The sequence below is a fragment of the Erythrobacter sp. genome, assembly GCF_039988855.1.
Taxonomy (GTDB): domain Bacteria; phylum Pseudomonadota; class Alphaproteobacteria; order Sphingomonadales; family Sphingomonadaceae; genus Erythrobacter.
Window position 1 is genome coordinate 358,627 of the sequence record NZ_JBDXIY010000015.1, and the last position, 25,597, is coordinate 384,223.

Below are 25,597 nucleotides of genomic sequence, written 5' to 3' on the forward strand. Positions count from 1 at the left end.
TTCCCTTTGTCCAAATTCATTCGGACCGCCTTTCAGCATTGTAGCAAAGCGGCGGGAGTGCTTGCCATATGGACAATCACTCCCGCCGTCTGGCACGCCGGCATGGGCGCGCGGCGCGCTCAGAATGGAGCGGTAATACTTGCCCCTGCGAACCATCGGAAAGTGTCATCGGTCTCCAGATCGGTGGTCAGCCCGTCGAAGAACACCTGATCGCCGGAGCTTGGATTGAAGATCGCACCGGTGCTCGATTGATATTCGATGCCGCCCCCAATGCTCAAGATTGGTCCCGGACCTGATCCCGGTGCAAGGTTGAAGTCGATGAACAAATCAACATTCCCTTGAAAGCCGATCCCCTGGTCATCGCGCTCAATCGTCACTGTGAACATCTCATCAGGCGGTCCGGTGAAATTGTTCTGGTTCATTTCCACCGAATCCAGCGACGTATCCCGGTAGTAGACGCCGCCTCCGGTCTGAGATCGAATAGCGAACCTGTCTGACAAGGGAAAAACAAGATCGACTTCCCCTCCGAGATGGAATTGATCTTCGCTGATTTCCTGATCGCGAGTTTGGGAAAATTCAAAGGTAGACCCAGTCTGAACCCCGCTATAGCCAGCATATCCCCAATAGTCGCGATCGACATGCTGGTAACCCGCTGTGATCGCCGCTCTTTGAACATACAGCTGATTGCGCATTATATCCGCGCCAAATGCCTCGTGCCGTCGAGGCCAAAACACTGAGTCATGGACATTATACGAGCCGCCAAAGCCATAAGTTCTGGTATCCACCTCAATCTCGCTATCAAGCCCGAATGGGGTGGCAATGCCAGAGCTGCCGTCCGGAGACAGGTCACCATAGACAAGGCCTGAATCGACCCCGCTATTCGGCGCGATAGAGGAAGATGCGCTGGCATCGCCTTCGCGGTAGCCGGCGGCAATAGCAAAGCGTTCGAAATAAATTTTGGCGGAAACGCCAAAACCATCGACACTATCCGGTGTTTCCGTTGCGAAGGTTTCTAGCGCAGTCCCCAATGCGCCTTCTCGCCGAAAGCCAATCCCGGTCGAGGGGACCGTTTCCCGGCCATATGCGGCTCCCCCACGCAAAACGCGCAAGTTTGGAATTCGCAGGCCCGATTCTGAAGCAACAGTAAAGTCTCCGCCTTCCACTGCATTATCAGCTGGCGTAGTTTCATTGGAGCAAGGAAACTCCCATGGTTTGGGTAGGCCCTCAAGTGCCTCCTCATATTTCCGGGCATTGGCGGCATAACCGTGAGCCGCTTCGCGATCGTCGGTGGTTAACGACAGTTCGCGAAACCCGTCTTCGAGGGCTTCGATCTCACGGTAATAGCGCCCATAGCGGTCTTTCTGGCCTTCCAGAAATTCGCGGTTGCTGCCATCGGGATTCTCACAACGCGTTCCCAAATCTTGCAGCTGCGCAATAATGAACTCGTAATCCGCTCCAGGCTTTGAGGTGACATCAATCACACTGACGACATCGCGAGCGCTCTCATCACTGGTTTCGGGCTGCACGCTTACAGCACCGAATGGATCGTTGTTTTCATTGAAGCAATATCGGTACTTGTGGTCTTGGAGTTGCTGTGACATTTCTGCCTTGATGCTCTCGTGAGCCATATGCAGCTGAGATTCCGCCGACTCCAAGTCGCCTTCCCAAGTATCGCAATCATTTTCCAATCGAGCCGCCTCCGCTGCGCGAAGAGTCAACTCAAAGTAATGAAGTCGCCTTTGAGCTTCTGCAACGACGTCAGTGTTAGGAATCGCTCCAGCCGATTGCGCGCTTTGCTCTGGTGTAGATTGCGCGGCAGCGGCACCGCTGGCCAATGATGCGCCGCTTGCCATGGCGATCAACGCCACCCCCATTTTTAGTTTTTGTTTGCCCATGCTGATTTCTCCCTGTTGCGGCGACGCTGCGCAATGCAGGTCGCGGCAAAGGGTTAGGAGGGCGTGATTCCCCGCGCGTCATGCAAACTAATTACATCGGCACCTGCGAGTGGAGTTCAGCGCCGTTGGAGCGCAAGCCGGAGCAAATCAGTCTGACGGTGGGTGTTGGTTTTGCTCAGCACGCGCTGCATATGCACGCGTGCAGTGTTGACCGAGATTGCGTGGCGCTGGGCATGTTCTGGCATTGACAGGCCTTCAACAACGCTTTCGACGATCTTGGTTTCCGCCGGTGTGAGCCCAAAAACCTCTGCCATTTCATCAAAATTGACGAGCTCGGCTCCGCGCGCATTGTCCACTCGTGCGGCCAAAGCGGTGACTGTCTCATCTGGTAATTGCTCAAGGATTTCAGCTAGCCGGTCAATCCAAACAGGCTCTGAAGACAAGGTGACCCCATCATAGCGCGCCTGGCCCAATGATTTGAGCATACGCCTTTTCATTGCTTTGCGATCATCGCCAATTTCGCCTGGCATTTAAAACCTCCCCTATTTGCTCTATAGCATAGCCATGGGAAATACTGCGACCTTAGATTCCCCAAGTATGGGTAGCTCTGCGAATAAGGGCACGCTCCAAATCCCTGTCCGTTTGGCACAGCTGGAAGCGATGTCTATCGCGCGTCAAATCGCGCGAGAGGCAGGTGTATTCGGTCAGGTCTGGTCGGATTTTTCCGCGCGGGTTGAAAACCGCTTTATCCAGTTCTTTCTGCTGCGTGCAATCCGATCTGCAGTGTCGCAAGAAACAGGTTATGAGGGCGCTGCAGACCGACTTGCCAATTATCGTAGCGCGGTTGCCAGCGGCAAGTTTAGCATTTTTTCGCCAGTATCGGCTGTCACACCGGCTTCCGAAGATGCTGGTTGGCACGACAGTGCGGCGATTGATGTGTGGCGTGATGCGGATGAGTTTGATGTTGCATCACACGATCCCTCTCCTGAGAAGAAATCAGAAGAACCCATCTTGATTTATGTGCCGGGTGGCGGTTTCATTTTGCCTCCCGCGCCATCGCAAATAGGATTGGCATTTCGATTGGGGGAGGCGTGTGGTTGTCAAGTTGTGATGGGCCACCACCGATTGGCGCCGGAATATGCCTTTCCAGCGCCGATCCATGATCTTGCCGATCTCTATCTCGATCTTATCGCGAAAGGGCATTCACCGTCGAATATTCTGATCGCAGGAGATAGTGCGGGCGCCACGTTAGTGCTTTCGATGCTCTTGGAAATTCGGGCGCGAAAGTTGCCAATGCCCGCTGGCGCAATGTTATTTTCACCTTGGGCTGACCTTTCGATGCGCGGTTGGTCTTACCTTACCAAAAGCCTTTCCAGCGACAGCCCATTCCGAATGGAAACCGCCGCATTCTGCGCGCGGTTATACCTTGGTGAAACACTGCCAACTGACCCTCGTGCGTCTCCCAACTATGCTCGGCTGGACGGCTTCCCGCCATTAGCGATCCATTGCAGCCGCTATGATATGCATTTTGATGACGCTGTTACATTGGCGGAGCAAGCCGCCAGTGCCGATGTACCGGTACGCGTCAATTACTGGGACAGCCCGCGCCATCATTTGGAACGATTCCGCTCGCGTGATGCTGATCGCAGTATGGAGTTGGCAGCGGAAAACGTCCGGTGGATGATGAGCCACGCCGAAGCGAACGAGGAAGCGTTAATGCGCTGAATGTGTCGCACTTCCATCGAAGCGATCACCATATATGCCCCATCCTTTTGTCGTTGGAATCACAATCTTCTTGTCGCAGAGGTCAGGCGTTTCACCTTTTGCGGTTCTATCTGCCATCCGATGGGGCAAGGTCGTTCAGTTTGCGGCGAAAGGCTAGCTGAAAGAGTTCGATCAATGCCGGTTTCGCGAGCCCATACAGAATGCCAGCATAGACACAGGCTCCAAGCAGAACATAAATTGGCAAACTGGCCAAGACGGGCAGGGGCGGGAGAACCGCTTTTGCAAAAAGGACTGCGCAAGCCATGATCACGGCGGCGATCAGTCCGGGCCATATCGATTGGACAAGCTCCAAAATTGGCAGTTGCAACTGTCTCTTTGAAAGCAAAATGGTTGCGATCGTTACGAGCGGGAATCCCCCGACCCAAGCATAGGCCAAGCCCATCACTCCAAATTGCGACCCAACCCAAAATCCGAACGACATCACAACCGCGCCCACAAAAGTTGTACGCAATGAAATCTCGGGATGGCCCATCGCATTGTTAAGCGGGGCAAACAGGATTTGCAGCGTCATTAGCGGCATAACCAAAGCCATCACCGACACAATCGGCACCATCGGCAACCACTTCTCTCCCAGTACAACATGGACCAGCTCTTGCGCTGTTACCGCCATCCCGAGATAGAATGGGCAGGCTACCATCATGATGATGCGGACAGCTTTGAGGAACGCGCGGCGCACAGCGTGCGGATCGCTCTGCATTCTCGAATAGGCGGGAAAGGCGACCTCGTTCAAAGGCGGGATAAATTTTGCCGCGAGAATTGTCGTGAGAAACAAGGCTTCTGCATAAAGACCAAGCTCATAGGTCGTGAGCGTTTGGCTACCGATGAAAATGTCTGATTGGCTTTGAACCGTCCAAAGCACATGCGCCAAAAGGATCGTTCCGCCAAATGTGAACATATCCTTCGAGCCGCGAAAATTGAAGCTGGGCCAGATGAACATTCGGGCAAATAGGAACAATCCAATGCCCTGTGTCCAAAAAATGGCCAACGCCGCGTAAACCAGGGTCCACACGCCAAGTCCCGATAGAGCGCAGCCAAGAGCGACGATCGCTCCAACTACCGCTGAGAGCAGGTTTATGAGCGCTGTTTTCTTGAACTCCAATTCACGTGCCAAGACCGCCTCAGGCAGGACAATAAACGGTGTTGCGAGGAAAATTAGCGCCTGAACGCGGAGCAAATCGGCAATGATCGGTTGGCCATAAAACTCGGCAATCCACGGGGCGAGCAGGAATTGCGAAGCGGCAAGCCCTCCATTCAGGAGCAACAAGGCGCCAAAGGCTTGCCTCAATCGATGCGGATCAACCTCTTCATTTTGGATGATTGAGCTTGCCAGCCCATAACCATTAAGAAAGCTCAAGAAGACAAGCACAACCTGTGTCATTGCAAACAGGCCGTAGTCCGACGGGTCAAGGATGCGGATTACCGCTAGAGTGCTGCCCCAAGAGATGAGTTGAGCAAGAATCTGTGTACCCGAACGCCAGATCAAAGCCTTGCGCACACGCTCACCGAATGAGAGCGTTTCACTCATCGCAAGAGACACATGGGAAGCAGAACAAGTCTCATTCTAACCAGCGTCAAAGAAGACTGCTGCATGACCCCATGCCGGACCCGTTGCCCCGTGAGGCCATGCTTTTCGATCTAATGAAATGTAACCGGGACTTTTGGAGCGGAACACATTGAGCAGGCTGTCGCTGGTGTAATCAGCAAATTCGGAATCGAATTCTATACGCCCTGTGCTTTCGTCGAAGCGCAGCATGTAAAAACCCTGCTCCCCGCCAAGTTCTGCGCCCATGATCAGCCTGTTGCCTGCCGGGTCTTTACCCATCCAATGCGGTGCAAATCCTTCTGGCGTATCCAACCGAAAGACCTCTTTGGGCGACTTTGGGTTCGAAATGTCGAGGACGACAACTTGCTGTTTCTTGCCAATGGGTTGCACCCAATATTGACCAATCAGCAATGGTACGCCGCAAGCACCGCGAATTTGGGTGGGGTTCTTTGCGGGGTCAGTTGGGAGCGAATATACCAGATCCAGCTGTGGTTTGTCGCTGTCGATCGCGCTTAAGTGATAGAAATTGCAACCGTAAGAATTGAGGAAAACGGATCCGTCATCGAGGACGTGCTGCCCAAAGCTGGCTCCGTTGAGGCCCTCGACAGGGTTGCCTGCGTGATCCACGCCCACTTTAAGGTCGAGCGTGTGCAGCAGTTCGAAATCGGAATAACGATAGATCTGGACAACCTCAGCCCACGATTGTTCCATCATGGGGGCGCTTGTGACGCTGATCCGGTCCATTTCAGGAAGCTGAGCAAAGGAATAGGGGCGGATCGCCTTGGCATATCCAGGGGCCTCAGCCGAAGCTGTCCGGATCAGTTCACCGGTCATGGAATATTCTGCAATTCCCCCATGATCGCCTGGATTGGTCGTTTCATTGGGGTCAGGGCTCTCACCAGAACTACGCAAAAAACCGACCAATCGCGTGCCTTGGGCCGTGCGCGCGTAATCGTGGGGGAAGCGCAGCGGAGACGGAGCGCCAAATGTGCTGGCAATTACCGGAGCATTGGGGTCGGAAATATCGACGATAAATGTCATTTCATGGTGGTGGCCATTCATGAAGATGGGCTCACCTTTGGGCGGCGCTTCATATTCCATATGATGCACCATTGATGCTTTGTACCCGATTGGAGTCGAGCCCAAGGGCTGCCCGCGTTGTTCCGATGCCGGGTCGACATTCAAAATTGTGATGAAGTCTTCGTCCTGCTCATCCTGATCACCGACCAACAAGAGCAAGTGAGGAGAGGCACCGGAAAGCGGGATGGAATTTTCCGGCACCGGCTCAGAACAAGACGCACCGCCAAGCAGCGCGAGACATGCGAAAAGGCGAAAGGAGTTCATGAAATCACCTTATAAAAACTCTGTGAAAGCGGATTGAAACCTTGTTTTTGAAATAGCGCCTGCGATGCCGAGTTACCACTCCAAACGATGCCAGAAATCGCACACTCGCCCAGCGGGGAAAGCTCGTCCAGCAATGCGTCCATCAAAGCCGAAGCCCCGCCCAGACCACGAGCCCGTTCATGGACGACAATATCCTCAATATGGCAGTGCCAGCGAGGCTTCCCATAGAAGATATCGTTGATCTCGGACAGCCGGTAGAGCAGATAGCCAACCAGATCATCCTTGATAAACAGTCCCTTCGCAAAGCCGTAACGGCTGCGAAATGGATTGCGCGGTTTCAAGAAGCCTTGAAGATAGGCCGAAATTGCGGGGCGGTTAACTGCCGGACCAAAATGTTGCGGGAACGATTGATGGTGCGGTTCCTGGCCTTGCTCAAACAGGCCAATCATCGACTTAAGCAATGCCGTGTTCTTGCGGTCGAGCGGACGCACCACGGCGGCTTCCTTTGACAAACGCCCGCCTGTTTCTTGCATCTCAGACATGAGAGAACCTCTGCATAATCGCCTTAGCGGCGCGAGTGCCTGCGAAAATCGAACTATATATCAGACCGCGCCTTGAAACCGCTATATCCATGATTTCCCGTCTATCCGGCCAAAGTTCATTGAGCATGGTGTTATCAGGATGCGTGCAGGAATCGATCAAGTCGAGCTTACCTTGGCCCAGATAGTATTTGAGAGTTTCAAACTCCATCAACACTCCTGCAGAGAATTTCCGATATTCCGGAAGGATCGCCGATTTCAGACAATACCCTATCGGCGGAGCTAACACGTCCAGTGTGAAGGCGATTGGCTTGCCATTCATAAGGAGCCTTGTGAGGGTGAGGTTCCCGCTTTCGAACGAGTCTCGTATTGTTGCCCTGTAGAGAGCGGTCTCATTAGGGCAAGAGAGGATGGATGAGCCAGCTTCGTGTTTCCATCCGGTGTCTTCCATTTCGAGAAATTGATCGGCCCAATCGTCCAATTGATCTCTCTCGCTCAACCTCTCGATGGATATCTCGCCCGCATTATGGAGGCGCTTTTGGGCTCTGCGGATGCTTTTGCGCCGAGAGGAAGTGAGATGGCTGTCATCTTTGGTACCGCATCTGGCCGTGGGTGCAATGGCAGCGCGTTTATGCCTGTTAGCCACGATGATGCCCCGTCCGGTTGCATCGCTGTGTTTAAACAAAGCGTGCGCGAGGGGGCCATCGCCCGATATTTTTGCCAATTGCACAAAACCGCAGTTGAGCGATGCTTGGTCCAACCAAGAGGTCAATCCCGTCACAAACTCTTCTTCGAAACCAGCGCGCACCAATGGCGAGCCGAGATACTGTTCCGGGTGCAGCGCGCTTTTCCAAAATGGGACCGGCAATTTTGCATATCCCATGTCGCGGCGCAGTATCACGATACCGATCAGCAACCCTGAATGCCGGACAGTTACAATTTTGGGCTCTTGATCGGCCAGCAGCGGCAGGGAATTGCGAATGAACTTTGGGAACTGAAATATGTTCTTTTCACTTGCCGCTTGAGCCAAATCTTCCCACTCGGTTGCCAAGGCGTCCAAACCGTTGGGGGTCAACGCACCGCATAGCCACGAAAGAGCATGATCTGCTCTGGTGTGACTGGTGTTTGCGGACTTGGGCGAAATGGATGAATGCATAGCTCTCTGGCTCGAAACGATGGCCTTTTAAGGGTTGGATAAATAGTCGATTTTAAACGCTTATTGAGCTAGCTGGCTCTAAAGTCTTGAGTAGGCTAAAGATGATCCAGTCCTAATTTGGGAAAAATACCCTTGCGTGAGTTAATAAAGACTCTCTTATGGCCCGCGCTGCCCAAACCGTGGAATTCTCGTGATATGGAATTCCACTATGGCCTTTGGCATGGTGTATCGGCGCTCTATTCGGAAAGTGGTCGCCAATTGGGCGAAGAGAACACTCGGCCCTTCGCGCTAAACCACCACGTCCCAGCTGAAAAAATCACCTGCAAGTATGAAGGATCTCGCAGTGGGTGTTTGATTAACGTGTCCGCTCTTCGGACTGCAATGCAGAACTTTGAAGCAGCGCTCGCGATTACTAAAGCTGTGCAGGCCCGTCATGTTGGCGATCAGGGTAGGGCCGATCCACTCGGTATCTGGGACCTCTACATTCTGTCGCGCGCAAGTATTGCTCTTATTGCCTATCAAATGCGTTTCCGTCCTCAGGCACAAGTTCCCAATAGGGTTAGCGACGATCTGACCAGCCAATTCCAATTCATTTCCGGTGTCTTCATGATCTGCCGACATATGATGGAAAATGCGGATTGCCTGATCGCGCAAAATCAGCCTGTGCCTGCGAAAGTGCTGTATGATTATGCAGATGACAACGGCATTTTTATCTCCTTCAATGGGATGGCCTGTGCAGGTAGCGTCAAGAAAATTCACGAATTTCTTGAATTTTGCATTGATTGCTCACCGCAAGGCAAGTCACCCACGATTGCCTTGGATGACCTCGTTTGCGAACCGGACAACTGGTATCAATACGCTTTGGCCTCGATCGAATTGGATTGTTTCATTGAGCAGGAACGCGCCGCTCGATTAGACCAAAAAGAAACCCAAACAAGCGATGCCAGCACCGCACAAATCTATTGTTCTATTGGCGCCTATGTGCGCGGTCTTATGCCATCGTCGGCGCTGACTGATGAAGGTTTATCATCCTTCAAATCTGGGGCGCTACTGCGCCAGAACCGAATATTGGGTCTTCTTGGCCGGGACATGATCCGTGATCTGCCCGCAAGTCACATTGCGGCAAGGTTGGGCTAAACCCTCTCCTTAGCGCTGAGCCAGCAATAGGAAGCCAAGAGTTCGCACTTCCAAGCTGAGTGTTTTCCTGAAAATTCTGCTGCGCCGCACGTTCGCGAGAGATCCAGGCGCAGTCATTCAGGAGTTGCGAGGAGACGAAATTGTCGAGGCGTTAGGCCGGTAGAGAGTCGAAACTGGCGTGTGAGGGCGCTTTGGTCGGAGTAGCCAGCTGCAAAGGCGATTTCAGCAATCGGAGCGGCAGTTTCAGTTAGGAGCTTCTGCGCTCGATCTATGCGCTGCTTTATAATCCACTGACCTAAGTCAAGATCAAAGACCGCCCGAAAACGTCGATTGAGTTTAAACTGCGACATGCCTGTCAAATTGACGATTTGTTGGATCGATTGAAGGCTCTCAAGGTTCTCGAAAACCCATTCCACTACGCTTGCAACTTCATCATACTCAGAACGCGACATGTTGGGAGAGCGGATGTCTTGAGATATCCCAATGAGGCCAATAACCGTACCCTCTTTGCCCAAAACAGGATGTTTGCTCGTGAGGCACCATCCAACGGTCCTGTTGGCATAAACGTGCATTTCCAACTTCTGCGTTATGCTGCGCCCCGTCGAGACCACAGACATATCCTGCCGCTCATAACTCTTGCCCAAGTTCGTGCCGAAGAGTTCGGAAGGCGTTTGGCCAATAAGCGCAGCCTTGCCGGCAAGGCCAGACCTTTCGACAAGCGTTTGATTGACAGTTTGATAGCGGCCAATCCTGTCTTTTGCGAAGAAGACCACATCAGATAGTTGGTCATACAGATCGGTGACTACATCAAGATCGACTGACCGGAAGCTGACTTTTGTCATTCATCAACAATGACATTTTTATACCAAAATTCAAGTTTAGATTTCCCTGCCAATCAATACAATACAGGGAGAGACGCATATCTCCTTGTCATTGAATTGGCACTGTACACTTGCAGCGCCGAGCTTTGGTGGAGAGTAGAGTATGCCCAAGGTCACAACTGTATTTTCGGGATGCATGCCGGCGCTCATGACGCCGTGCAATGCTGCTGGCGTCATTGACTACGATTCACTCGTCCGGAAAGGCGCAGAGCTGATTGATGCGGGGATGTCTGCCCTGATTTATTGTGGTTCCATGGGTGATTGGCCGCTCTTGACCGACGAACAAAGAATGGAAGGTGTCGCAAGGCTGTGCGCCGCTGATCTACCTGTTGTTGTTGGGACAGGTGCGCAGAACTCAGCGCGAGCTGTCACACTGGCAAGGCATGCGCAGGATGTCGGAGCGACAGGTTTGATGGTCATTCCTCGTGTTTTGTCACGAGGTAATGTTCCGGCCGCGCAAAGGTTCCACTTTGCCGATATTCTGGATGCGGCTCCTGATCTTCCGGCGGTTATCTATAACAGTCCCTATTATGGTTTTGAGACCAAGGCGGATCTATTTTTCGACCTGCGTGAAGAACACGCAAACCTTGTGGGGTTTAAGGAGTTCGGCGGCGCACAATCCATGCGATACGCGGCTGAATACATCACTACCGCCGATCCCGATGTTGCGCTTATGGTTGGAGTCGATACCCAGGCTTTTCATGGCTTTGTGAATTGCGGCGCCAATGGCGCGATCACAGGTATAGGCAATGCGCTGCCGCGCGAAGTTCTTCGTCTCGTTCAGCTTTGCGAGCAAGCTGCGCAGGGCGATGCCGAGGCTCGCAGGCTTGCTTGGGAGCTCGACAAGGCTCTCCATGTTTTGGCTACCTTTGATGAGAGCCCGGACCTCGTTCTCTATTACAAGCATTTGATGGTTCTTGAGGGCAATCCCGAGTATGCTCATCAGCTCCATGCCAGCGATGTCCTTCCTAATACCCAGCGGGCATATTTGGAAGCGCAATGGCAGCTGTTTCGTCGCTGGTGGGACAGCTGGCCGGGGGCGGTGTGAGCTATGCGGGCCATCGATTCTCACACAGGTGGGCAGCCAACACGAGTGATTATCGGCGGCGGCCCCGATCTGGGGGCTGGCTTGCTAAAGGATCAACTCAAACGTTTGGCGCAAGATCACGACGATCTTAGGCGTCGAACCATTCTGCAACCCAAATGCTCTAATGAGATGGTTGGGGCGCTTTTATGCCAATCTCCCGACCCTGAGTGCGCGGCTGGGGTAATCTTCTTCAACAATGCAGGCTATCTCGGAATGTGCGGGCATGGCACGATCGGTCTTGCTGTTACGCTCGCCTATCTCGGGCGACTGCCACTTGGCTCTCATCTCATTGATACGCCAAGCGGCATCGTTCGCGTTGAGCTCAAGTCAATCAATGAAGTATCAGTTGAGAATGTCCCCAGCTATAGATTGCACAAGGATGTTGGCCTTTGGATCGACGGCGTTGGCAAGGTCAGAGGGACGGTCGCATGGGGCGGGAACTGGTTCTTCCTCGCTGATCAGTGCCCGGTTGACTTGTCTCGCGATAACATCCCCGAACTGACCAAGGTGGCATCCGCGATTAAGCGAGGTTTGGTAGAGAATGGGATCTTTGGAGCAAACGGCGCTGAGATCGATCACGTTGAATTCTTTGCGTCGAGCCAAAAGGCAGACGTCAACAGTCGCAATTTCGTACTCTGCCCAGGTCTTGCGTATGACCGATCACCTTGCGGCACCGGCACCAGCGCCAAGATTGCCTGCCTTGCCGAAGATGGAAAACTCATGCCGGGTGAACATTGGGTGCAAGAGAGCATCATCGGCAGTCGCTTTGTTGGTTCATATCGGCGGGATGAAACCGGACAGGTTATTCCTTCCATTACCGGAAGTGCGCATATTGTTGGCGATATTGAAATCATTGAGCAGCCCGGCGATCCTTTTGCTCAAGGCTTTGAGGCATGACGACCGGTACCCCGCAATCTGTCGTGATTATTGGTGGCGGCATCGTTGGAATTGCCTGTGCGCATTACCTGAATGAGGCAGGGCACTCTGTAACTATCCTTGAGAGCGGCACGATGGCGGGGGCATGCTCTTATGGGAACTGCGGATATATCTGTCCCAGCCATGCGCTTCCATTGGCGGAACCATCGGCGCTACGAGAGGGGTTTGCATCGCTGTTTGATCCAACAGCAGCGTTCCGTGTGAAGCCGAGATTTGACCCTTCATTCATCAACTGGATGTGGCAATTCGCCAGACGATGCACTCGCACCGCCATGCTCGAAAATGGGCATCATCTTCACGCGATGCTACAATCCTCAATTGAGGAATATACGCGGCTTGTTGCGGGTAAGATCAATGGCAGTGAATGGAAGCAAACCGGTCTGCTTTACGCCTTCAAGACCGCCAGAGGCGTTGATGATTTCGCCAAAACAGCAAGAATCTTGCATGAGAACTATGGCATAGAATCAAAATGTCTAAGCGGCGCTGAGCTCACCTCTTTTGATGGCTCACTTGTCCCCGATCTTATGGGAGGCTTTCACTTCCCTGATGACTCAAGTGTTCGGCCAGATGGTTTGACATCGGGGTGGTTGGCGCACTTGCGAATGCAGGGCGTGAAGATTGTCGAGGGCGCGTCTGTCGAGCGGATTGAAAGAACCGGCTCCAAAATCACGTCGATAGTCACATCGAAAGAGCAATTCTCGGCTGATCATTATGTGCTGGCGGCTGGCGCTGTTAGTGGCCAACTTGCCAGTATGTTTGGTTCCAATCTCCCAATCGAGCCGGGTAAAGGGTACTCAATTACGATGGAGCGACTGGACCACGCACCAAAGGTTCCTATGCTCTTTCCAGAACATCACGTTGGCATCTCTCCATTTGAGAGTGGTTTCCGCATTGGTTCGATGATGGAGTTTGTTGGGTTCGATAAGACGATTCCGCCCTACCGGCTTGATCAACTACGTCACGCCGCCTCTCAATATTTGGTAGGAAAGCTGCCCAGCGCCAGTGTTGAACAGTGGTATGGTTGGCGCCCTATGACTTGGGATAGTCTGCCTATCATTGGTTCATTCCAAGATATCGAAAATCTATGCTGCGCGACAGGCCACAACATGCTTGGCATGTCGCTAGCCCCCGCGACGGGGAAACTTGTCGCTGAGCTAATCTCTGGCCGCACAACGCACATCGACCCAATCCCCTATTCCCCGAACAGATTTTAACGACGAGGACAAATCGTCGGCAGGCATTGAAAGGCCTCAACTATGGATAAATTTCAGAACTTGATCGCAGGCCAATGGACCGGTTCAGATGACCATCTGATCAACATCAATCCATCGGATACAAATGACATCATTGGTGAGTATGCAAAGGGAACAGCTGCACAGGCTTCTGATGCGATAGAGGCCGCTCACCAAGCATTCGCGGATTGGCGGCACAGCAGTATCCAGCACCGCTCAGACTGTTTGGATGCCATCGGCAACGAAATCTTGGCCCGCAAAGATGAACTGGGCCGGCTACTTGCGCGTGAGGAAGGCAAGACGTTGCCCGAAGGCATCGGTGAGGCCACGCGGGCCGGGCAAATCTTCAAATTTTTCGCGGGCGAGGCTTTAAGGATCGCAGGAGAAACCCTTCAATCAGTGCGTCCTGGGATCGACGTTGAGGTTTTCCGTCAACCGGTGGGCCCGATTGCGATCATCACTCCTTGGAACTTCCCAATCGCAATTCCGGCATGGAAGATCGCGCCAGCTTTGGCATTCGGAAATACAGTCGTATTCAAGCCAGCAGAACTCGTGCCCGGAAGTGCCTGGGCCCTGGCAGAGATCATTTCTCGCGCTGGATTGCCGAACGGCGTCTTCAACATGATCATTGGTGAAGGTGCGGAGATTGGCGAACCACTTTTGCATGATCAACGGATCAAAGCTGTCAGTTTCACCGGTTCCACAAAAACAGGAGCAATTGTCGCCGAAGCGTGCAGCGGCCGCAATGCGCGATACCAGCTCGAAATGGGCGGAAAGAACCCATTGATCGTTCTCAATGATTGCGACCTCGACAACGCCGTAAACTGTGCGATTCAGGGGGCATATTTCTCAACTGGACAACGCTGCACCGCTTCTTCCAGATTGATTGTTGAGGCGAAAATCCATGATCAGTTTGTGGAGAAGGTCAGGCTCGGCATTGATGACCTGATTGTTGATCATGCGCTTGCGGACGGCACTCAGATTGGACCGGTGGTGGATCACGCTCAGCTGGAAAAAAACCTTCGCTACATCGAGATCGGCAAAGGCGAGGGTGCTCAATTGCTGACCGGCGGCGAAACAATTGAGCGGAGCACTCCAGGGTTCTTCCAGAAACCGGCTCTCTTCGTCGCTACTGACGATACTATGCGGATCAATCGTGAAGAGATATTTGGTCCGGTTGCTTCGGTAATCAAGGTTGACGACTTCGACCAAGCGATTGCGGTGGCGAACAATACGAGTTTCGGATTATCCGCTGGGATTTGCACCAACTCACTTCGATCAGCGTCGCGCTTCAAAAGCGAGATTGAAGCGGGTATGGTGATGGTCAATGCTCCCACCGCCGGGGTTGACTATCATGTTCCGTTTGGCGGGACGAAAGGGTCCAGCTTTGGACCTCGTGAGCAAGGGGGATACGCCAAAGATTTCTATACAGTGGTCAAAACAGCTTATACTAACCCATGAAAAGACAGGGGTTTTTCCAAACATGGCTACCCTTAAGCGTTTCAAACTCCGGGAGTTTCTTTCCTTGCTAGTTCGGTCTAACTGATGCTCTCCGTCCTAGACGTCTTTAGGGTAGGCATTGGACCATCAAGTTCGCACACCGTGGGGCCAATGCGTATCGCAAAACGCTTTGCCGATACGTTGCATGATGGCGGCCATATTCCAGCATTGGAGCATCTCAAAGTCAGATTGCAGGGCTCTCTTGCATTTACAGGAGAGGGTCATGCCACGCCGCTTGCGGTCATTTATGGGCTGCTTGGCTATTGCCCCGAAACAATTGATATACGCGGCGCACAGGGCGCTCATGACCATGTTTGCTCTAGCAAGAAGCTCCCAATTCTTGGGCTGCGTAAAATTGATTTTGATCCGGCACGCGACATCATTTTTGACTTCGAGACAGTCCCAGAGCTGCACCCGAACGCGATGGAACTGATCGGATTTGGTTCAGGCGAACGCATTCTGATCAAAGAAACTTACTTCTCAACCGGCGGCGGCTTTATTGCCACTCGCCAACAACTCGAAGCCCCTGCCTGCAACGATCTGATTAATACTGGGATGAAGGTCGCGCATCCCTTCTCCTCAGCGCGCGAGCTGCTCGAGATTTGTGATGAGCATGGCTCTTCAATCGCGCAGATAGTCGCAGCAAATGAAGACGAATTTCGAGCACGAGAAGTAACCAACGAAATGCTTGATCGGGTGATCAAAGTCATGATGGGATCGATCGATCGGGGCCTTGTCACACAGGGATTGCTACCCGGCTCGCTCAAGGTTCAGAGACGAGCTCCGTCGCTTTGGAACAAGCTGGCCGCTCAACCCAATTCCAACGAGCGTGAGCAGATTTTCGACTGGCTTAACGTCTACGCGATGGCCGTTAACGAAGAAAATGCATCAGGCGGTCAAGTTGTCACGGCACCAACGAACGGTGCAGCAGGCATCATTCCCGCAATTCTCCGCCATTATTGCTTGAATGATCACAAGGACCCTCGACCGGCAAGAGAGTTCTTGCTGACTGCTGGCGGCATTGGATTGTTGTATAAGCAGCGTGCGTCTATTTCAGGCGCGGAAATGGGCTGCCAAGGGGAGGTTGGTGTCGCATGCTCAATGGCAGCGGGCGGGCTGGCTGCGGTTTGGGGGGCGACTCCGGTCCAAGTGACAAGCGCCGCTGAAATCGCGATGGAGCACAATCTGGGTCTGACCTGTGATCCTGTCGCGGGACTGGTTCAAATCCCCTGCATTGAACGCAATGCCATTGGAGCTGTCAAAGCCGCGAACGCGGCGAGGCTGGCGATCAATAGGTCAGACTTACCAAGTGTCTCGCTGGACCAAGTAATCGAAACAATGCGTCAAACCGGCTTGGATATGTCATCAAAGTACAAGGAAACAAGCCAAGGTGGCCTGGCGGTAAACGTTGTCGAGTGCTGATTGATCGCCAATCGATTTCTTGAAAGAGCCGATACCATCAATAGTGGTCGCGGCTGGAATGCTATTGGCGAACTGATAGTGATCGCAGCATAGTTCTTATACAAAACGGCAAAACACTTGGCTTTTTTGATGCGCGCTTGGAGGCAGCGCGGAATTAGCTGTGAAGGTTGAGCTCCTCGACAACATAACAAGCGGCAGAAGCCAAAGGGGATGGGGCGTTGGAGCGATGATAGGTGAACTCGGCGGCCTGGATGTTATTCTGAGGGCGCCGGAGTGTCAGTTAATTTTGAGACCGCCGATCCATCGCTTTACCAAGATGCGATGAACGATATTCTCGATTTCGGCGGAAATGGGCCGCGCGCGCCATCCGCGTGACGGGGGGTAATGCGTTCTCTGCCACCCAATATTTGGAGCCGTTCGTACAAGCTTGCGAATGTCAGGCAACCAATGCCCGCATCAAAGCGCCTAGGCGGCCGCCTTTTCGGGTGTGATTGCGTGACTGTCGCCGGAGAGATCGACTTTGCGTTTTGGGCGTCCAAAGTAGAAGCCTTGGAAACAATTACACCCAAGCTCGGCCATTGAAGCGGCTTGTTCCTCGCGCTCAATCCCTTCAGCAGCCACATCAATCTCAAGCGACTGTGCAAGCGCCACAATGGCAGATACAACAGCTTGACTGCGCTGCGAGCCTGCAGCTGCGGTTTGGACAAACTCACGGTCGATCTTGATCATCGAGAAGTCCATCTTGTCGATGTAGTTAAGCGATGAATACCCGCGCCCAAAGTCATCAAGGGCAAAAGTAACGCCCAAAGACTGCAGGCTTTGAAGGAGCTGCTCGATCTGTGTATCCATTTCGAGTACCAAACTTTCTGTGAGTTCGAGCACCAGTCGTTCCGGCTTAAGGCCGCTGGCCGCGAGAGCTTGTGCGACTGTGTTAAGGAACTTCGGATCGTTCATCTGGAGTGTCGAAACATTGACCGCCAGTTTGATATCGTCCGGCCAATTTGATGCTTCTGAGCACGCTTCGCGCAGCATCCAGGCGCCAAGACGGTCAATTTGACGGCTTTCTTCAGCGACTGGGATGAAAAGCTCCGGCGAGACAATTCCGCGCTCCGGATGTTTCCAACGCATCAAAGCTTCAAAACACATCACCTCTTTGCCATCAGATTTGACGATCGGCTGATAGCAGATCGAAAATTGGCCATTTTCCAAAGCGGATTCGAGATCTTTCTCGAGGCTTGAACGATCCTCTAGCTTGTCGCGCATCGCAGGCTCGTAAATCACGCAGATTCCGCGACCGCGGTCTTTTGCTGCGTAAAGTGCGAGGTCGGCATTGGTCATGTGAACACTGGAGTTCACGCCCTCTTTGTTCTGAGCTAGCCCAATCGACGCTCCGATTAAGATCTCAAAGCCATCGATTGCATAAGGTTCGCTGACCTTGTCGATGATAAGGTTGGACAATTCGGTCGCTGTGTCCATGGTTGAGCCTGATGGCAGAAGCAGTGCAAATTCGTCGCCCCCAAGGCGCCCGACTACCGTATCCTCGCGGGCTGCTTCCCGGAAACGCTCTGCCACTTGTTCTAGCAGTTGGTCACCAGCTGCATGGCCAAACACATCGTTCACCTGCTTAAAGCGGTCGAGGTCGATAAAGGCCAAGATCGGACTTTCATCGGAGTTCCGATTTGCTGTAATTCGATCATCGAGGAGCGAACGGAAATGGTCGCGCGAATAAAGTTCTGTCAAGCTATCGTGCTGAATTACATGGGTCAGCTTTCCGTTCGCGACCTTAATCTGTTTGCGGCTTCGGCTCACTGCTCTCAGTGACAAGAGTGCGGCCAAAAACGCGAGGATCACAAAGGTAATCGCAATCGTCAGAAGGACAACTTGTTGCTGTGTGCTGTTCAGCTCTGCTTCGTTTGCCGCTTTTTCAAGCGATAGTTTCTCGATGCGCAACTCGCGGTTGGCCGCATCAAACCGCGCCGCGAGCAGTGCATTGTTGGCAGTCGAAGAGATCTTGCCAGCCTCGCCATCGATCCGGTTGAATGCCGCAAGGTGTTGCAAAGCAAGCTGATAGTTTCCTGACTTTGAGTAAGCTTGATAAGCGGTCTCGTGAAAGTCACGGAAATAGGGTGACGTTTGGCCAAGGTCTTCACCTTCGAAGGTGCGCCCAAGATACATCCGCGCCGTCGCTGCGTCACCTCTTGCTAACGCGATCTGGCCTTTGACGCCGTAAACAAATGTCAGCCATTCCGGCGCGCTGTTCGATGCAATTTCCATGGCATGTTGGATCGATTGATCGGCAACTTCAAGGTTGCCTGCAAGATATTGCGCCGAAGCGATATTGGTAAGGATGCGCGCTTCAAGCAATGGGCTATCCATTTGCATTGACACTCTGAGTGCTTCTTGGAACTCGGCCTCAGCTTCTTCGTACCGGCTGAGTTCCTTGAGCGCGTTTCCGGTGTTATTGTGCGCAGAAAGCGATAGCGACTTGTCTTCGGGAAAGGCGTTTTTCGCCTGCTTGTAATACCGCAATACCCGCTCATAATCCCGCGCGTCAGAGTAGAGCGAACCAATGTTCTGTAAAACAATTGCCCGGCTGCGATCTTCGCCGAGCGCTTCGTAAAGTTCGTGAGCTTCGAGGAAGCATGACAAGGCATCACCGTAGTCACCCCGGCTCACCTTTAGACTGGCCTCTGAACGCAAAAGATCCGCATGAAGCTTGGAGCCTGGGAAATTGGCATTGATCTCGGTGATGGCGGTCCGAATAGTCTGAGCGGCTTCGTCAGCGCGGTTTAGGCGCATGAGCGCCTCTCCTTTGAGCCACTGTGCCGTGAGGCGCGCTTTTTGCGCCTCTTGCGTTTCGCCGGTCACAAGCCGTTCTGCTTTAACGGCACTTTCCAGCGCAGCGGCGGAATCGGCCATCATCATAGATTTTGCTTCGGTAATAGCCGCATCAAACCCAGCTTGGTCCGTAGTGGAAGTGGCTAATGCAGGTGAAGAGAGCGCCAATAAAGCAGGCGCGGCAAGAAGTGCCAAGCGTCGCGCGCTAATGATCGTCATTGCCATTCTCCCACTTTGCCAAACTCTCGTCCGGTCTCGCTAAACCGGTTCCACTGGTTCGGTAATCTAAGCGACGCGATTGACGCGTCTGGCCCCTTGATTGCGGCTAAAAAATTCTACAGACCTCTAAAGACTCAAATTCCAGAATATCTGGTTAATACACGAGGTACTTTTGGTTACCTCGCGAGCTGGGCAATATTGGAATTTAGCCTCGCCAAAGCAGCTTCTAGATCGCTGATTGTCTAAAGCTTCGAGGTATCAGGGGGTTAGAAGTTGAGGTTGAAGTTACCTCCTACAACGAAGCCGTCTTGGTTTGATGTGTCGCCAGCGGAAACATGTCTTCCGAACAGAGCGAAGTCTGATCGCGTACTTACCGGCATGGAATATACAGCTTCTGCTGTGATGCGGCGCTTTGTTTCAATGCCGAATGCTTGCGTGACCGAGCCGAGCTCGCCTGTCTGGCGGTCGATCACTTGCTCGCTTATGAATTGCAGCTCACCGCGTTCAACTTGAAGCGGTTGAGCAACCGAGAGACGCAGAGTGTCACGGTTTGAAAGCACGCCGTGCTTGGTTGCTGAAATTTGACCAGCGGTGCTCATCACATTGCCGTTGCTTGTGAAGAGTTGATCGCGCGAGGTTGCAGTGCGCGCACCGGTTGCAGACATGTCGAGGGTCAGCCCGCTTCCCAGGTTAAACGATGCAGACACGGTCATCGCTTCGGTTTGAGCACCGTTGCCCAAGAGTGTATCGCCACCGGTTTGCTGACCAAGTACAGCGTTTGCCTCGTCGAGAAGGGTGTACTGGAAGCCCAAATTGATGTTGTCACTGACTTTCTGTTCGATGTCGAATGTCAGTGCCTGGGCTGGCCGATCGCCAAATTGACGTTGGAGCAACACCTGTTCAGGGTTGCTGTTGCTCAGATCATTCCAGCTTTCACGATTTTGCGAAAAGCCGACGCGAACCGTGGTGGAAGGAGCGATCTTGTATCCGGCCTGCGCGAAGGTTTCGCCAGAAGCCAGTCCAAGGAGCGGATTAACGCCGCCTGTGATCGGATCATAGTCGCTCTGGATACCAAACTGATAACCCGACAGCGCCATTGCGCCTTGCCCGTGACCTACCGTGAACGACATTTTGCCATGCGCATCGGTTAGCGTTGCTGCACCGTGGACCAATTGCAGGTTGCCTTGTTGGTCATAGCGCGGAGCCATCGCGTCGATACGCAATTGCCAGGAATCGCCAAGCTCATTCCCGTTTGAACGAAGCTCGCTAAAGCCCTTGCGGCCGTTGCCATTGGCATCGTTGCCGCCGCTTTTGATCCAGTTGCTGAAACGTTGGCTTACATAATCTTGGAAGCGTTGATTGCCGCGACCAAGGGCGTCTGTTTCTGAGCCATAAGCGAATGACGATGCCGGGATCGCGAAATCGCGGTATGTGCCTGCTACGAACTCAAAGCCGGTGAAGAAAACATCCTCGGTTTCCCAATGGCTAGGAATTCCAGCAGCAAACAGCTGCGGCGCAGAAATGTATGATTGGGCGAATTGCCCAGTCGAAGCATTCCTTTGGAACATCGAGAAAAACGTCGAATTGAAATCGAGCGGCGACTGCGAAGCAGTCACGTCAAGCAGACCCCAACCATAAACTTCATCTGGTCCAGGTGCACCCAAATCGCGTGCCGAACGGAAGATGATCTGAGCTGAAGATTCAGGGTTTTGTGCAAGCCACGGCCAACGGTCATGCAAAAGTGCGACCGCGCCTGATACAAGCGGAGCTGCGAATGATGTGCCGCTGTGGCGGGTCACGCCGCCTTGCCCGTCTGAAAGCAGCAGCATTTCACCCGGTGCCACAACAGTGCGTAGGTAAAGCTCATTTCCGGCATTGCAAACGCCGTTGTCGAGCAAGCAAGTGCTGCCTGGACGGTTTGAAAAAGAAGAGATTTCGCCCACCGGATTGACCGAGCCAACAAAGATGGTGCTGGCGGAATCTTGGCCATAACGCCATTCGATGTCTGTCGTTTGGGTTATGCCTTCGTTGCCGGATGCAATCACATAAAGCGTATCACGGTTGACGCTTTGAATGTCGGTGCGGGCAAACATGTCGGCCATGGCTTGCGGAATGACCCAACCTCTTTCGCCAAGAGACATGTTGATAATGCTGGTACGACCAAACCGGTTTGCGCCTTGCATGTTGCTAGGCTGCATCGCTAGGATGCCTTCTGCAACGTCATCCCAGCCAGAGCCGCCTTCCGGATTGAATGGGTTGTAGGTTGCGATGTTCACATCCGGGGCAATGCCCATCACGCCGCGGCCATCGTGGGCGCCGGCGATCAAGCTTGCAACACCGGCACCGTGTCCACCGACTTCATTGTCAAAACCGCCAGCCCAGATGATGTTATTGCTAAGGTCGCTATCGTTCGAAAAACTGCCGTCAATAATGCCGATGATAGTGTCTGCGCCGCGGCCTTGGATTTGGGTCAGTTCTGGCGTCCAATTGATGGTTGCCATCCAGTGGTCAACCGCATCAAAACCTGAAAACAGATTGATTGAATCGTGCCAATCAAGGAGCAGGGCTCCACGCTGCGCAGCGGTCATCGCCTCGAGGCTCGCTGCATCGTTTGGATTGAACCCGTGACGGGTGAAAATCTCGTCAATGAGATTGCTGAAATCGTTTCCGGTGCGCGTTTTATACTCCGCACCAAATTGGGCTTCTGCTTGGTTAAACAGATCACCAAACGCCGCCATCACTTGGCTGGATGCGCCGTTGGAAATAATGGTGCCAGCTGCATCGAGTTGGATCGCATCGAAGCTCTGATTCACAGCTTGAATTTGTGAGCGGTGCACGTTCCAGAAATCGCCAAACGCTTCGAACTTGTTCGCGTCGAACGCGACGATGTCACCGTAGAACGGGTTGATATCGCCCCAGAATGCAGTGATGTCGCCATAGAACGGGCTGATATCGCCATAGAATGGATTAATGTCGCCGTAGAAAGGATTGATATCACCCCAGAACGGGTTGATGTCACCCCAGAAGGGATTGATGTCACCGTAGAAGGGACTGATGTCACCATAGAAAGGCGAGAGGCTGCGAAGTGTCACGACCCCGGTTTCAGTCGCACCTGGCAGCTGAAGTTTTGTGGAAACGAGGCTACCGCTAAGGTCGTTAGAGAAGTTGACGTTGTAAACCGCTTGCTGCGCGTGTTGGCTAAGCCCAAAGGTCGCAGAATGGGCAGCGGTGTCACCATATCCCAGAGAAACAGGATCGATGACTGGAGCGGCGTTTGCAGATTGGAACGGTGCGAATGAGAGGGCGATTGAAGGGACAGGGGTATTTACAAAACCTTCCTCACCATCGCTGGCGAAGTCCACATCATAGATAGCCTGTTGGATATCATCGCTCAGGGCGACTTTGGCGGTGCCAGTCAGCGCTGCAACATCGATTGATGCGATGCTCTCATCTAGACGCTTTTGATCGACCGCACTGATGATCAGCGCAGGGTTCTCAGTCTCGTGCGTGCCTTCTTGTACGACCGCGACAGTTGCCACAGACGGATCAAAAATCGCAGCAACATCTGCTGTATTTTCATTCGCATGCGCCGCGCTCATGGCCGTTACGGCAAGAGCGATGCCCGCTGTGCTGCGTGCGAGTTGAGCTTTCATAATAACACCAAAAATACCTAGGACGGAAGAGCTCCATCTCATTAGGCAGCCGTTCTAAGGGGCACAGTTGGTGATGCGGTTCATGGCCTTAGTTAAGATTTTAAGAAGTTCACAATTTGCAGATGGACGGGAAATGCGGCTCTGAAAATTCGCAAATGGCACAAGTGCAAGTGTTGAGATCGTTAAGACCGAGTGAACACGCCCGTTTGGGGGGCTTCGACATCCATTAAAACCTCTAAGGCCGTTAACAGAAGTAACGCCTCTTTCTCCAAGATCCGAATCAGTCACGCTGCCTTTTTGCTGTCACATGATTTTCCCAAATGCCATGCCATCATGACACCGCTGCCATCCCATTGTTTGCAATTAAAGAAGGGAGTGCATCATGCAAAATGTTCAGTATCGCAAAGCAATCACTTCCTTAGAATGTGGTACTCAGGAACAAGTGTCATGAGCAATGCGATCCGGTTTGGGTGCTCGCACTTAACCTCTGTTAAGCGCCTGTATAACGTCGTGAAAGACGCTCTCAATCTTCGGCTGAAGCTTGCAATCGCGCTTGAAGAACGCAGGGCAGCGAGCAAGGCCAATTCGAGAGTTGAGCAATGGCAGCAAAACCAAAATCTGGAACGTGGCAACGAAGTGCGGTGCGATGAGGGGGCGAAGTTCAAGCTTTTGAGAGCATGATCAACTATCGGTTTTCTAAGCCGCTTTTGCGCTCCTAAATCCGATAAATTGGGCAGTTTTTCCAAATACGATCCGGTTTGTGAAAAGCGCCACAACAATCGATGAAAACAGCACGAATACCATCACGTCGATGTAGTGCAGCCATTCGAGCCCAAGGTAACGGTAATAGGTCGTACCACCCCACATCTCTTGGTTGGTGTATAAGAAGAAGGTGTGGAAGGCGTAGATGCCAACGCCGTAAACCAGCCCGACTACAGCGGCCCGTGCATCCATATTGCGGAACAACAAAGCGGCCGCAAAGGCCGAAAGGATGGGCATGGATAGAAGGCCGTTGAGCTGTTGAAGCAGATCGATAATGCTCTCTGCATTGGCATAAAGAGGGACCAGCGCAATTGAGACAAGCATCGCGGCGAATCCCACCTTGCGGTTCAATTTCACCACATCGACATCCTCATTGATGAACTTGCGGTGGAAATCGACTGACCACAGTGTGATCGTTGCATTCATGACAGCAGAATAAGTGGTCAGAACGGCGGCCGCGATCATCGCGGCAAAAAGCCCGCTGGTCCAACCGGGGAGGACTTGATCGACCAGCATGCCATAGGCTTTGTCACCTACGCCGCCGAACAGCTTGTAGGCAACAACACCGGGAATGACGACGATGGGTGGCACGACCAACACTCGGATGATCGCGGCGGCCATAATGCCTTTCTGCGCTTCTTTTACATTGGGCGCAGCAAGCGCTTTTTGCGTGATATTTTGATTGGTTGACCAATAGAATATTTGAATAAAGATCATGCCCGTGAACAGCGTGTGCCAAGGGATTTGGGAATTGTTGTCGCCAACCATCGACAAGCGTTCCGCCGGGACGCCAGAGAAATCAAAACCAATCGCCTGAAGCGCTAAGAACACCACCACCAGCGCTAGGCCCAGAATGCCGACCCCGCTGTAAGTGTCGAGCACAGCCACTGCGCGAAGGCCGCCAAGGATCGCATAGGCTGCTCCTACAATCGCGAAAATGGCCGCAATCAGTAAGAGGGTGGGGTCGATAGCAGGAGCGGCTTCCACTGCGATCGCAGGGACGGCCTCCATGGCCGCGGCTGCCGCACCTTCGTCAATGCCAAGTCCGAAGAGTGACTGTAGGAAAAGTGAACCTGAATAGATGACCGCTGGCAGGTAGATGAACACATTACCTGCGAGAAACAGGCCAGAGATAACCGTGCGAATGCTGCCCCCATCATACTTCTTCTCAAGCAGTTCGGTGACAGTCGTGCATTTCTCACGGTAGTAGATCGGCACAAACACAAAGGCGAGGAGCATCAGACCGATGAAGCCGGCGATCTCCCACCAAGCGAGCAGGAACATCTGCGCTCCATTCATGCCTACAAGTTGGTCGGTGGACAGGTTGGTAAGGGTGATCGCGCCTGCAACAAAGAACCAACTGAGACCGCCGCCAGCAAGGAAAATTTCCTTGTCCGCCGAGGCGTGGCTGGCCGCCTTTGCTGCTGACACTTTGGCCCAGGTGAAATAGGCGAGCGCGACCATTAGCCCAAAGAACACGGCGACCTGTAAAACGTCCATCTTGGCTCTCTCCCTGTCAACCAGCGCACTTTATGCGGCACATCCAGCGCCCTCGCATTGTTTCAACTTACCCACCACTCAGCAAGGCCTGCACTGCAAAAACCTCGGGAGGATTTCCGCCTTTGAGCAATCCTCGGCTTCCCTTGCGCGATTTAGGAGTGGGCACAA

18 protein-coding genes are annotated in these 25,597 nt (G+C 53.0%); 8 read left to right on the forward strand and 10 right to left on the reverse strand.

Annotation, left to right across the window (positions count from 1 at the left end):
• Positions 1-119: 119 nt before the first annotated feature.
• Positions 120-1,895: a hypothetical protein gene (locus ABJ205_RS04565; protein WP_348160606.1), complete on the reverse strand. Its 1,776-nt coding sequence runs from the start codon at positions 1,893-1,895 to the stop codon at positions 120-122.
• A gap of 116 nt (positions 1,896-2,011) precedes the next feature.
• The gene (locus ABJ205_RS04570; protein ID WP_348160605.1) at positions 2,012-2,425 is read right to left on the reverse strand and encodes a helix-turn-helix transcriptional regulator; all 414 of its coding nucleotides are present in this window, start codon (positions 2,423-2,425) and stop codon (positions 2,012-2,014) included.
• Positions 2,426-2,492: 67 nt separating this feature from the next.
• On the opposite strand from ABJ205_RS04570, the gene ABJ205_RS04575 reads away from it, so the two are divergent.
• Positions 2,493-3,620: an alpha/beta hydrolase gene (locus tag ABJ205_RS04575; protein ID WP_348160604.1), complete on the forward strand. Its 1,128-nt coding sequence runs from the start codon at positions 2,493-2,495 to the stop codon at positions 3,618-3,620.
• A gap of 106 nt (positions 3,621-3,726) precedes the next feature.
• Here ABJ205_RS04575 and ABJ205_RS04580 read toward each other — a convergent pair whose 3' ends face one another.
• Genes ABJ205_RS04580 through ABJ205_RS04595 form a run of 4 tightly spaced genes read right to left on the reverse strand, consistent with a single transcriptional unit; the run spans position 3,727 to position 8,262 of the window.
• Positions 3,727-5,205 (reverse strand): lipopolysaccharide biosynthesis protein, encoded by a 1,479-nt coding sequence (locus tag ABJ205_RS04580; protein WP_348160602.1) that lies wholly within the window; start codon positions 5,203-5,205, stop codon positions 3,727-3,729.
• Positions 5,206-5,241: 36 nt separating this feature from the next.
• A complete protein-coding gene (locus tag ABJ205_RS04585) occupies positions 5,242-6,567 on the reverse strand; it encodes a hypothetical protein (protein ID WP_348160600.1) in 1,326 nt (441 codons plus the stop codon).
• A complete protein-coding gene (locus ABJ205_RS04590; RefSeq protein WP_348160598.1) occupies positions 6,564-7,109 on the reverse strand; it encodes a GNAT family N-acetyltransferase in 546 nt (181 codons plus the stop codon). The genes ABJ205_RS04585 and ABJ205_RS04590 overlap by 4 nt, the downstream gene beginning before the upstream one ends.
• Positions 7,102-8,262, reverse strand: coding sequence for a GNAT family N-acetyltransferase (locus ABJ205_RS04595; RefSeq protein ID WP_348160596.1), 1,161 nt, complete (start codon positions 8,260-8,262; stop codon positions 7,102-7,104). Before ABJ205_RS04595 ends, ABJ205_RS04590 begins: the two co-directional genes overlap by 8 nt.
• A gap of 195 nt (positions 8,263-8,457) precedes the next feature.
• Here ABJ205_RS04595 and ABJ205_RS04600 point away from each other — a divergent pair, with 195 nt between their 5' ends.
• Positions 8,458-9,399, forward strand: a complete 942-nt coding sequence (locus ABJ205_RS04600) for a hypothetical protein (RefSeq protein ID WP_348160594.1) — start codon at positions 8,458-8,460, stop codon at positions 9,397-9,399.
• A gap of 113 nt (positions 9,400-9,512) precedes the next feature.
• Here the strand turns inward: ABJ205_RS04600 and ABJ205_RS04605 are convergent, their stop codons facing one another.
• The gene (locus tag ABJ205_RS04605; protein WP_348160592.1) at positions 9,513-10,241 is read right to left on the reverse strand and encodes an AraC family transcriptional regulator; all 729 of its coding nucleotides are present in this window, start codon (positions 10,239-10,241) and stop codon (positions 9,513-9,515) included.
• Between the two features lie 142 nt (positions 10,242-10,383).
• Between ABJ205_RS04605 and ABJ205_RS04610 the strand changes: the two genes are divergently transcribed.
• The 5 genes from ABJ205_RS04610 to ABJ205_RS04630 all read left to right on the forward strand — a co-directional run bounded on the left by ABJ205_RS04610 (position 10,384) and on the right by ABJ205_RS04630 (position 16,457).
• A complete protein-coding gene (locus tag ABJ205_RS04610) occupies positions 10,384-11,328 on the forward strand; it encodes a dihydrodipicolinate synthase family protein (protein ID WP_348160590.1) in 945 nt (314 codons plus the stop codon).
• Between the two features lie 3 nt (positions 11,329-11,331).
• Positions 11,332-12,264 (forward strand): proline racemase family protein, encoded by a 933-nt coding sequence (locus ABJ205_RS04615; RefSeq protein WP_348160588.1) that lies wholly within the window; start codon positions 11,332-11,334, stop codon positions 12,262-12,264.
• A complete protein-coding gene (locus ABJ205_RS04620) occupies positions 12,261-13,517 on the forward strand; it encodes an FAD-dependent oxidoreductase (RefSeq protein WP_348160586.1) in 1,257 nt (418 codons plus the stop codon). Before ABJ205_RS04615 ends, ABJ205_RS04620 begins: the two co-directional genes overlap by 4 nt.
• Positions 13,518-13,559: 42 nt before the next feature.
• Positions 13,560-14,996, forward strand: a complete 1,437-nt coding sequence (locus ABJ205_RS04625) for an aldehyde dehydrogenase family protein (RefSeq protein WP_348160584.1) — start codon at positions 13,560-13,562, stop codon at positions 14,994-14,996.
• 84 nt (positions 14,997-15,080) lie between these two features.
• Positions 15,081-16,457 carry an L-serine ammonia-lyase gene (locus ABJ205_RS04630; protein ID WP_348160583.1) on the forward strand — a complete coding sequence of 459 codons (1,377 nt, stop codon included), beginning with the start codon at positions 15,081-15,083 and terminating at the stop codon, positions 16,455-16,457.
• A 465-nt stretch (positions 16,458-16,922) separates the two neighbouring features.
• On the opposite strand, the gene ABJ205_RS04635 is transcribed toward ABJ205_RS04630, so the two are convergent.
• Both ABJ205_RS04635 and ABJ205_RS04640 read right to left on the reverse strand, forming a co-directional pair.
• Positions 16,923-19,514: an EAL domain-containing protein gene (locus ABJ205_RS04635; protein ID WP_348160582.1), complete on the reverse strand. Its 2,592-nt coding sequence runs from the start codon at positions 19,512-19,514 to the stop codon at positions 16,923-16,925.
• A gap of 266 nt (positions 19,515-19,780) precedes the next feature.
• Positions 19,781-23,167, reverse strand: coding sequence for a S8 family serine peptidase (locus ABJ205_RS04640; protein WP_348160580.1), 3,387 nt, complete (start codon positions 23,165-23,167; stop codon positions 19,781-19,783).
• 447 nt (positions 23,168-23,614) lie between these two features.
• Here ABJ205_RS04640 and ABJ205_RS04645 point away from each other — a divergent pair, with 447 nt between their 5' ends.
• The gene (locus ABJ205_RS04645) at positions 23,615-23,848 is read left to right on the forward strand and encodes a hypothetical protein (protein WP_348160579.1); all 234 of its coding nucleotides are present in this window, start codon (positions 23,615-23,617) and stop codon (positions 23,846-23,848) included.
• Between the two features lie 15 nt (positions 23,849-23,863).
• Here ABJ205_RS04645 and ABJ205_RS04650 read toward each other — a convergent pair whose 3' ends face one another.
• Entirely contained in the window at positions 23,864-25,429 is a 1,566-nt protein-coding gene (locus ABJ205_RS04650) for an SLC5 family protein (protein ID WP_348160578.1), read from the reverse strand.
• Between the last annotated feature and the right edge of the window lie 168 nt (positions 25,430-25,597).

Coding starts and splice junctions, on each gene's coding strand:
- ABJ205_RS04565 (WP_348160606.1), bottom strand. CDS start 1,895: ATGGGCAAACAAAAACTAAAAATGGGGGTGGCGTTGATCGCCATGGCA.
- ABJ205_RS04570 (WP_348160605.1), bottom strand. CDS start 2,425: ATGCCAGGCGAAATTGGCGATGATCGCAAAGCAATGAAAAGGCGTATG.
- ABJ205_RS04575 (WP_348160604.1), top strand. CDS start 2,493: ATGGGTAGCTCTGCGAATAAGGGCACGCTCCAAATCCCTGTCCGTTTG.
- ABJ205_RS04580 (WP_348160602.1), bottom strand. CDS start 5,205: ATGAGTGAAACGCTCTCATTCGGTGAGCGTGTGCGCAAGGCTTTGATC.
- ABJ205_RS04585 (WP_348160600.1), bottom strand. CDS start 6,567: ATGAACTCCTTTCGCCTTTTCGCATGTCTCGCGCTGCTTGGCGGTGCG.
- ABJ205_RS04590 (WP_348160598.1), bottom strand. CDS start 7,109: ATGTCTGAGATGCAAGAAACAGGCGGGCGTTTGTCAAAGGAAGCCGCC.
- ABJ205_RS04595 (WP_348160596.1), bottom strand. CDS start 8,262: ATGCATTCATCCATTTCGCCCAAGTCCGCAAACACCAGTCACACCAGA.
- ABJ205_RS04600 (WP_348160594.1), top strand. CDS start 8,458: ATGGAATTCCACTATGGCCTTTGGCATGGTGTATCGGCGCTCTATTCG.
- ABJ205_RS04605 (WP_348160592.1), bottom strand. CDS start 10,241: ATGACAAAAGTCAGCTTCCGGTCAGTCGATCTTGATGTAGTCACCGAT.
- ABJ205_RS04610 (WP_348160590.1), top strand. CDS start 10,384: ATGCCCAAGGTCACAACTGTATTTTCGGGATGCATGCCGGCGCTCATG.
- ABJ205_RS04615 (WP_348160588.1), top strand. CDS start 11,332: ATGCGGGCCATCGATTCTCACACAGGTGGGCAGCCAACACGAGTGATT.
- ABJ205_RS04620 (WP_348160586.1), top strand. CDS start 12,261: ATGACGACCGGTACCCCGCAATCTGTCGTGATTATTGGTGGCGGCATC.
- ABJ205_RS04625 (WP_348160584.1), top strand. CDS start 13,560: ATGGATAAATTTCAGAACTTGATCGCAGGCCAATGGACCGGTTCAGAT.
- ABJ205_RS04630 (WP_348160583.1), top strand. CDS start 15,081: ATGCTCTCCGTCCTAGACGTCTTTAGGGTAGGCATTGGACCATCAAGT.
- ABJ205_RS04635 (WP_348160582.1), bottom strand. CDS start 19,514: ATGACGATCATTAGCGCGCGACGCTTGGCACTTCTTGCCGCGCCTGCT.
- ABJ205_RS04640 (WP_348160580.1), bottom strand. CDS start 23,167: ATGAAAGCTCAACTCGCACGCAGCACAGCGGGCATCGCTCTTGCCGTA.
- ABJ205_RS04645 (WP_348160579.1), top strand. CDS start 23,615: ATGAGCAATGCGATCCGGTTTGGGTGCTCGCACTTAACCTCTGTTAAG.
- ABJ205_RS04650 (WP_348160578.1), bottom strand. CDS start 25,429: ATGGACGTTTTACAGGTCGCCGTGTTCTTTGGGCTAATGGTCGCGCTC.